This window comes from Erysipelatoclostridium sp. An173, assembly GCF_002160495.1.
Lineage (GTDB): Bacteria > Bacillota_I > Bacilli_A > Erysipelotrichales > Coprobacillaceae > Thomasclavelia > Thomasclavelia merdavium.
In genome coordinates, this window is the sequence record NZ_NFKR01000086.1 from 1 (window position 1) to 1,828 (window position 1,828).

The following is a 1,828-nucleotide window of genomic DNA, read 5'->3' on the forward strand; positions in this document are numbered from 1 at the left end:
CAAAACTCTTTTTAATTCCTTCTAATCCGTATTTCATAGCTTATTCCCTTTATCAATAACATTATAATAATCGCCAATATTATACTGATTCCAAAGTCACTTAGATTAAATGTCAGTATCTCACTATATTCATATCTAAATGCTATTTCATTGATCTTTTCAATCAGTGGCTGTAATAATATCAGCCAAACTATTACCCCTGTTATTATGCTTATCCCTTCTATCATAAATGTTATTCGCTTTACTTTATATCCATCTTCCTTGATTATCCGTCCTTCTTTTTTCAGTCTTCGATTACTCAATACCTCATAACCAATCATTACCATTATTACTAATATGATCATTATCATACTGATTCCCCAGTATAGTATCGGATTATTATATTCCTGACTGCTTTTATCATTGCTTGCATAACTTGCATAGTGACTGTCTGTGCTTGCTGATATTTCATCAATTTTACTGCTTATTTCATCACTGTCACTTTCTGGATCGATTAAATAATAAGCATACTGATATTCTAAATATTCTAGATTCATTTGAAATTTTTCCTCGATCCACTTATCATAAACACCATTTCTTAGATACACCTGATTTTCATAATTATTTTTATGATCTGTTATCCCGGTAATCTTGCAAGAAAAATAACTTTCTTCATTATTTCCTTTTTTTAATGGGTCTCGAGTTTTAAAATATTCATAAGGAGTATATGAACCATTGACCAGACTTATCTCTTTGCCTATCAAATCCTCATAGCTGGATACTGATTCATTTTCCAATAGTTTATCAGCTACTGTTAATGATATGATTATTTCATCATCACTTTTCATCTGATTGCCATATAATAATGAAAACTGATAATCATTTTTCATCTGATAAACTACTATATCTCTATAATATATATAATCAAAATAAATTGAATTACTTATCGAATCATCTGGAAAGTAATCTGTGCAATCTTTAAAACCATCATAACCATAATAATAGAAAAATATTTTTTCATTACGGATTTCATGTTCAGGTCCCCCTTGACTTTCAAATAATTCTATACTAGCTGCCAGTTTTTGAGTGCTTGGTCGTTTCAGATCTGCTGTTTCTAATACTTTCTTAGCTTCATCATATGTTAATTCAAGCTCATAATTTGACCAATCATAAATATCTGTATCCCATCCTGCTCGATATCCTATTACCTCATCTACTTCATTCAATACATTTTGAACATCCTGCTTGGTATAAAAATCATATGTGGAATATAATGGATCAGCAACTTGATAAGATTCTGCCGTTTTATTTTCATCGCTTTTGTTTTCTTCATTACCGATTGTTATTAACAGATTTTCTCCTGTTGTCCATTTATATTTGGCATCACTCTTTCCTGATACTGAACTGAAAAAATTAATTCCGGCATATAAAGAAAATATCAATAGACTCATTATCACTGCTTTTATTAGACTGTCTCCAGGTCTTGAGATTATCATCTTTTTAATCAGATACAGATATTCTTTTACTGGTCGATTAATTTTTCCAGGCCGCTTTAAATGATATTCTTTTTGTTCACTGATAATCTTATCTTCACTTATATATCCGTTTTCCAGTTTACAGATTCGACTGGCATACTGATTGCATAAAGCAATATCATGACTTACTATTAACACTGGAATATTTTTTCCTGCTTCTTTTAATGCTTCCATGACCAGTTTACTATTGGCTGCATCTAATGCGGCTGTCGGTTCATCACAGATCAGTAAATCCGGCTGACTTAATAGACACTTTAACACCTGAACTCTTTTCTTTTGACCGGTTGATAATTTTTTTACTTTTTTATCCTTAT

The 1,828-nt window shown here is 30.8% G+C and carries 1 protein-coding gene; it reads right to left on the minus strand.

Annotated features, from left to right (window positions below; all coding sequences use genetic code 11):
- Positions 1-11: 11 nt before the first annotated feature.
- Positions 12-1,828, minus strand: a 1,817-nt coding sequence (locus B5F09_RS14430; protein WP_087375018.1) for an ABC transporter ATP-binding protein, incomplete at its 5' end; no start/stop codon positions are given.